9 protein-coding genes are annotated in these 6,382 nt (G+C 67.2%); all 9 read right to left on the bottom strand.

The genetic code is table 11. The annotated features are described in order from the left end of the window. On the bottom strand, positions 1–745 hold a 745-nt coding region (locus U1E69_RS22560), incomplete at its 3' end, for a cell division protein FtsA (RefSeq protein ID WP_322246746.1). After that, the gene (locus tag U1E69_RS22555; protein ID WP_322246744.1) at positions 742–1,638 is read right to left on the bottom strand and encodes a cell division protein FtsQ/DivIB; all 897 of its coding nucleotides are present in this window, start codon (positions 1,636–1,638) and stop codon (positions 742–744) included. The genes U1E69_RS22560 and U1E69_RS22555, both read right to left, overlap by 4 nt. Beyond that, a complete protein-coding gene (locus U1E69_RS22550; RefSeq protein WP_322246742.1) occupies positions 1,626–2,546 on the bottom strand; it encodes a D-alanine--D-alanine ligase in 921 nt (306 codons plus the stop codon). The genes U1E69_RS22555 and U1E69_RS22550 overlap by 13 nt, the downstream gene beginning before the upstream one ends. Before the next feature lie 40 nt (positions 2,547–2,586). Beyond that, positions 2,587–3,513: a UDP-N-acetylmuramate dehydrogenase gene (gene murB / locus U1E69_RS22545; protein WP_322246740.1), complete on the bottom strand. Its 927-nt coding sequence runs from the start codon at positions 3,511–3,513 to the stop codon at positions 2,587–2,589. Positions 3,514–3,554: 41 nt separating this feature from the next. Further along, entirely contained in the window at positions 3,555–3,812 is a 258-nt protein-coding gene (locus U1E69_RS22540; protein WP_322246738.1) for a hypothetical protein, read from the bottom strand. Positions 3,813–3,815: 3 nt separating this feature from the next. Next, positions 3,816–4,088, bottom strand: coding sequence for a DUF2484 family protein (locus U1E69_RS22535; protein ID WP_322246737.1), 273 nt, complete (start codon positions 4,086–4,088; stop codon positions 3,816–3,818). Further along, entirely contained in the window at positions 4,085–5,296 is a 1,212-nt protein-coding gene (locus U1E69_RS22530; protein WP_322246736.1) for an APC family permease, read from the bottom strand. The genes U1E69_RS22535 and U1E69_RS22530 overlap by 4 nt, the downstream gene beginning before the upstream one ends. 21 nt (positions 5,297–5,317) lie before the next feature. After that, entirely contained in the window at positions 5,318–5,596 is a 279-nt protein-coding gene (locus U1E69_RS22525; RefSeq protein ID WP_322246735.1) for a DUF2484 family protein, read from the bottom strand. 22 nt (positions 5,597–5,618) lie between these two features. Further along, positions 5,619–6,382, bottom strand: a 764-nt coding sequence (locus U1E69_RS22520) for a glutamate ligase domain-containing protein (RefSeq protein ID WP_322246734.1), incomplete at its 5' end; no start/stop codon positions are given.

Below are 6,382 nucleotides of genomic sequence, written 5' to 3'. Positions count from 1 at the left end.
TCGAGATGCCCGTGGCCCCGCCGCCCATGTCGATGCAGGCCGCGCCCAATTCCTGTTCGTCTTCCACCAGCGACGAGATTGCCGAGACATAGGCCGAAGACGCAATTCCCGCCAATTCCAGGTCACAGCGCTTGATGCAGTAGAGCAGGTTCTGCACCACGTCGCCGTCCACCGACAACAGGTGCATGTCCACCGCCAGCCGGTGCCCGATCTGCCCGCGCGGATCGCCAAGGCCCGATCGATGGTCCAGCGCAAAGTTGACCGGCTGGGCGTGCAGCACTTCGCGGCCCTGCCCCAGATCCGGCACATCGCAGGACGCCAATACGCGGCTGACGTCCTGTTCGGTGACAACACTGTCCTGCAGGTCCAATTCCCCCGCCAGCCCATAGCTGCGCGGCTCCGCCCCCGAGAAGCAGGCGATCACATGATCGACGCGCACGTTGGCCATCTTCTGCGCCGCCTGAACGGCAGTGCGGATGGCACGCTCGGTCTCGTTCATCACGGCGATTTCGCCGAAGCGCACGCCCCGGCTGCGGGTTGTCGCCGCTCCGATCACCCGGAACTGGCTTTGTCCGGCCATCGGCCCGACCCCGTCCTGCTCACGCAGGCGGTCCGGCCCATCGAACCGCAAGACAAGGCAGGCGATCTTGCTGGTGCCCACGTCCAGAATGGCAATCACGCCACGCTGCATGGCAGCTTTCCGCATGTTCCGCATGGCGCGCTGGGAAGTATAGAGATCGGTCACAGTTCGTTCTCCACGATTTCTAGGCCCTGCGCGCGACGGATTTCGGCAAGGGCATTGGGGGTAAGTCGAAGGGTGGGGCGATGATCTGACCGCAGATCGACGGTCAGGATGTCTCGGTTCATCAGGTCCTGGGCATGGTCCAGCGCCAGCAGACGCTCCAGCGCCTGGACCGGGTTCTCTTCGGGCAAAAGGATGCGCTGGTTACGGTCCAGCACGACGTCCCAGCGCCGCTCGCCCACGCGGACCAGACCGCGAAGACGCGGGGTCAAAGGGCCGGCGGCGGCGATCAGGTCCAGCGCTTCCGGCGTGGCCGCATCGGCCCCATCCCCGGCGATGAGCGGCAGGTCGGCCCGGTCGGCGCGCGACAACAGGCCCGCGACACGGTGGCCGGTCTCGTCAACCAGCGTCAGCCCATCCTCGGTCCGCCAGACCGCCACGGGCACGCGTTCGGTGATCAGCACCTGCAGCACCCCGCCCGAGCGGACCCGCAGGTCGGCCTTCTGCACGGCGTCCAGGGTTTCGATGCGGTCCCGTGCGGCATCAAGGTCGATGTCGAAGGACGACATCGGCAAGGGCAGCGCCAGCTTCACGCGCACCGCTTCGGCCAGATCGTCCGATGCGCCCTCGACACGGGCCAGGCTGATCCGGAACTCGGGCCGGGCCTCGAACTCTTCGCGCAGATGGGTCAACTGGCCGATCACCGCCTGACGGTTCGGCTCGTGTCCCAGCCACACGGCCCCCGCGCCCAGCAGGATCAGCATCGGCAGACCCTTCCAGACGAAGCTGCGCACATAGGGTGTCAGCATCCAGCGCTGGACCCGGTAGGCCCATTTCGACGGTGCGGGGTCCTTGCGGACTCGTGGACCAGGGCGGCGGGCGATCAGCGATTGCATGACGCGTCCCTCACCATCCAGTCGCAGAACGCGGGGAAGCCGATCCCCTGCATCGCCGCCTGTTCCGGGGCCAGCGACGTCGGAGTCATTCCGGGCTGCGTATTCGTCTCCAGCAGGATCAGCCCCGCCAGCCCGCGCGCGTCGTCCCAGCGGAAATCGGTACGCGAGACGCCCCGGCACCCCAGCGCCTTGTGGGCCCTTAGCGCATAATCCAGGCAGGCTGCCTCAATCTCGACCGGCAGCTGCGCCGGGCACTCATGCCGGCTGCCGCCCGGCTTGTATTTCGCGTCATAGTCGTACCAGCCGTCGGTGAGGATATCCGTCACCCCCAGCGCCCGGTCGCCCATCACCGTCGTCGTCAGCTCACGGCCCGGGGCGTAGGTCTCGACCATCACCACGTCGGGCATCGACGCCGCCAGCCGCGGGGCATTGGACCCTTCGCGCACTATATAGACCCCGACCGACGACCCCTCGTTGTAAGGCTTGACCACGTAAGGCGCGGGCAGGACATGGCCCGCTTCGACCTCTTCGCGCGAAGCCAGGACGCTTTCCACCACCGGAAGGCCCGCAGCGCGGTACACTTCCTTGGTCTTCACCTTGTCCATCGCCAGCGCCGAGGCCAGCACGCCGGAGTGCGTATAGGGGATCTTCAGCCACTCAAGCAGACCTTGGACGCAGCCATCCTCGCCCCAGCGACCGTGAAGCGCATTGAAGCAGACGTCGGGTTTCAGCTCGGTCAGACGCGCAGGCAGATCGGGGCCGCAATCGACCTCCGTCACCCGGTAACCAGCCTCCCGCAGGGCCTTGGCACATTCGCGCCCAGAGACAAGCGACACCTCCCGCTCTGCGGAAAGTCCACCCATCAGTACCGCCACTTCGGGGGCCATCCTGCTCGATGCGCCCGCCATACACTGCCTCATCCGGGTCTTAAGTGACCCGTGATATTTGTTAGTCCTGCGAGCGTTCTCCGACCCGCATGATTTCCCACTCTAACGTGATACCGCTTGATTGGAAAACCTTTTTTCGTACTTCCTCGCCCAGATTTTCCAGATCGGCGGCAGTCGCCGCTTTGGCGTTCATCAGGAAGTTGGAATGCATGGTGGACATCTGCGCCCCGCCCAGCCGCGCGCCGCGCATTCCGGCATCGTCGATCACCTTCCAGGCCTTCAATTCGTGGCTGTCATCGGCCTTGCCGGTCGAGGATCGCCCCGCCGGATTGCGGAATGTCGACCCCGCGCTGCGCTCTTTCGTGGGCTGCGACGCATCGCGCTTGGCGATCTGGTCAGCCATCCGCGCCTCCAAAGCCTCCGGATCACTCCTGCCTGCCCGAAACGTGGCGGACACGATGACCGAGCCTTCGGGCAGGTCGCTTTGCCGATAGCGCAGGTTCAGCGCAGGGACGGGGAGCGTCTCAATCCGTCCATCGCGCGTAATCACGCGGATTTCCTCCAGCACATCGGCTACATAGGACCCGTAGCAGCCCGCGTTCATCCGAACCGCGCCACCGATGCTGCCGGGAATGGTGCGCAGAAAGGTCAGGTCCAGCCCCGCCTCTGCCGCGCGCTTGGCCACATGCGCATCCAGCGCCGCAGCCCCGGCCACGATCCGGTCACCCTCCACCGAAATCGAATTGAACCCGCGCCCCAGCCGGATGACCACCGCCCGGATGCCGCCATCCCGCACGATCAGGTTCGACCCCACGCCCATCGGAAAGACCGGAACCGAAGGGTCCAGCGCCTCCAGAAAACCCGCAAGGTCCGCCTCGTCGGCAGGCTGGAAAAGCCAGTCCGCAGGCCCGCCCACGCGCAGCCAGGTCAGGTCGGCCAAAGGGCGGTTCGGCGTCAGCACGCCACGGGTCTCGGGAAGCTTGGTCATGGCGCGGTTCTGCGGCGCTTTCGCGCGCGTTGCAAGAGCCGTCAGCCCCGCCGCAATCGTGCCACGGCGATGCCCGCCACCGCGCCCAGCAGGACCGGGGCGGCAAAGACCAGCGAGGACCAGCTCAGTTCAAAGCCCGTGGCCGCCCGCTCTTGCCACTGCATCGCCAGCAGCGCCACCAGCGCAAGGATCGGCAAGGCCAGCGCCTGCCCCCAGCCATAGCGGCGGGTGATGACATAGGACAGCACCGCGACAAACAGCACCGTCCCGCCGCCGATTGTCCAGAAAACCGCGTTCATCGCCTACCCCAACTGTCGGCGCAGCCAGCGCCAGAAGAAGACCACCGGCCAGCGCAGGACCGAGGCCCCCGCAGCCAGCAGCACAAGCCCGACAATCGGCCCCGCCACCCAGGTCACCCAGCCCAGAAGCGGCACGCCAAGCGCGATCAGCACATAGGCCACCCGCCAGTGCTTGTCCTTCGAGGGGAACATCGCGATCACATTGGCCACGACCAGCCACAGAAGGCTTAGAACCAGCGGCCAGTAATCGGGGTCCGCGCCAAGGTTGCCCATCATGCGCTTTCTCCCCCCAGAATGGCGAACAGGGCCGCGGCAAGTGCGGCAAGCGCGGTCAGAAGCCCTGCCCAGGGCACCCAGGCCGCGACGCGGAACGGCGCGGCAGGTTCGCGGCGATGAAGCCGGATCAGCGCCGCGTTGATCAGAACGAAGACGGACAGAAGGACGATCGCCGTCGTCTCGGCCAGCGTCTCGACCGGCAGGACCAGTGCGGCCCCCACGACCGCCGCCCCGACCAGCAGCGTCGCCCGGACCGGGGTGCCGAAGCGGGGGTGCGACCGGGCAAAGGTGGAAAGAACGGCCGTCCGGCGACCCAAGCCGAACAGCACCCGCGAGGCCATGACGATCTGCGCCAAGACCCCGTTCAGCGCCGCCGCCACCGCGATGGCCGACAGGAACGCGGCCGATGTGCCCGTCGCCCGCTCCCAGATCAGCGCCACCGGCTGCGCGCTGGTGCGAAGCGCGTCATGCGAAGCCACGCGCACGGCGGCCAGGCTGACCAGCACGTAAAGCGCCGCCGTGATCGCCAGAGCCAGAAGGATCGCCCTTGGCATCACGTGTTCCGGCTCTTTCGCCTCTTCGGCCATGTTCGTCAGGTCCTCGAAGCCGATGAAGGCAAAGACCGACAGGGAAATCGCCGCCGCGATCCCGGCCAGCGGTGGCGTGGGCAGGTCGGCAAAGCGGCTCCAGTCCGGGCCGGGGGGCGCCAGGAAGCCTGCCGCCACCACGGCCAGCAGTCCGGCGACCTCGACCACCGTCAGGACCGCGATCAGCGCCATGCTTTCCAGCACGCCCGCCACCGCGACCACGGTCAGTGCCACCCCGATCCCGGCAATCAGCCAGAGTTCAGGCAAGCCTGCGAAGGTCAGCAGATAGCCGACCCCGCCCCGCAGGACCGCCGCCGCCGAGATGACGCCCGTCACCGCAATCGCCAGCCCGGCGAAAATCCCCAGATTGCGTGACGAAAACCCGCGCTCGATATAGGCCGCTTGCCCGGCCGCCTCGGGCAGGCGGGTGGCGAATTCGGCATAGGACAGCGCCGAGAAAAGCGCCACCAACCCGGCCAGGACAAAGGCCAGCGGAGCCCAGATCCCGGCGTGTCCGACCACCGTGCCCACCAGGACATAGATGCCCGCGCCAACCATCACGCCGACGCCGTAGGCGGTCAGGAGGCCAAGGCCCAGACGGCGTTTCAGCGCGTCAGCCATCTGCGCCACCCGCCCGAGACGTCACTTCTCCAGGTCCTTCGGCAGGGGTGCCGGTTTGCCAAGCGCCCGACGGACGAAATAGATCAGCGGGTTGCGGAACATCGAGGCGAAGCCGATGATGCAGGCCAACGCCCAGCCCCAGCCGTGATACCAGCCGATCCATGCCAACAGGAAGGGGGCGACGATCAGCAGGATCGTTCCCGGCAGCATCTGCCGCTTCATCGGCAGCATGGCGACGACAGCGGCCAGCAGGACCCAGAGGCAGCCGAAGAACAGGGGCGTGACGACCCCCCAGATCATGCCGTGGCCTCGGCAACGAAAGTCATGCCGCCTTGCCCATCAGCTTGGCGGGCAATGCGTTGGCCCAGGCGCTGATCGTGCCTGCGCCCAGACAGACCACCATGTCGCCGGGCCGCGCCTGTTCCTTGACCAGGCGGGCAAGCTCGCCCTCGTCCTGCAAGGCGCGGGCATGGCGGTGGCCGTGGGCGATCAGGCCCGCCACCAGATCGTCGCGGCTGGCACCGGGGATCGGGTCCTCGCCCGCCGAATAGACGTCGGCGATGGCCACGACATCCGCCTCGTTGAAGCAGGTGCAGAATTCCTCGAACAGGCTGGAAAGGCGCGTATAGCGGTGCGGCTGGTGGACCGCGATGATCCGGCCCTTGGTGGCCTGCCGGGCGGCCCGCAGCACGGCGGCGATCTCGACCGGGTGGTGGCCGTAATCGTCGACGATGCGCACTTCGTTCCAATAGCCAGTGGTGCTGAAACGCCGCTTCACGCCGGCGAACTTTTTTAGGCCCGTGCGGATGCCGGCGTCGGTCACGCCCAGCTCGCGCGCCACTTCGGCGCTGTGCTGGCCGGGTGTCGCGGCGTGCCACAGGTCGGCGTAGGCATAGCCCGAGAAGCGCACCGGGGGGCGCACCTCAAGATACGCGCCTTCGGTCGGATGCGTGCGCTGTCGGAAAAGGCCGGCGGCCTGCAGCTGCGGGTCGTCGGGCAGATCGGCGATGTCGTTCACGCGCATCGCGGGCACGTTGGCCTTTTTCAATATGTCGAGCCATTCGGCCGTGGTGCGTTCGGGCAGGA

Origin of the sequence: Tabrizicola sp. (genome assembly GCF_034366665.1) — a bacterium.
Taxonomy (GTDB): domain Bacteria; phylum Pseudomonadota; class Alphaproteobacteria; order Rhodobacterales; family Rhodobacteraceae; genus Tabrizicola.
The sequence above is the reverse complement of the archived record's forward strand: the minus strand, read 5'-3'. Positions and strand labels throughout refer to the sequence as shown.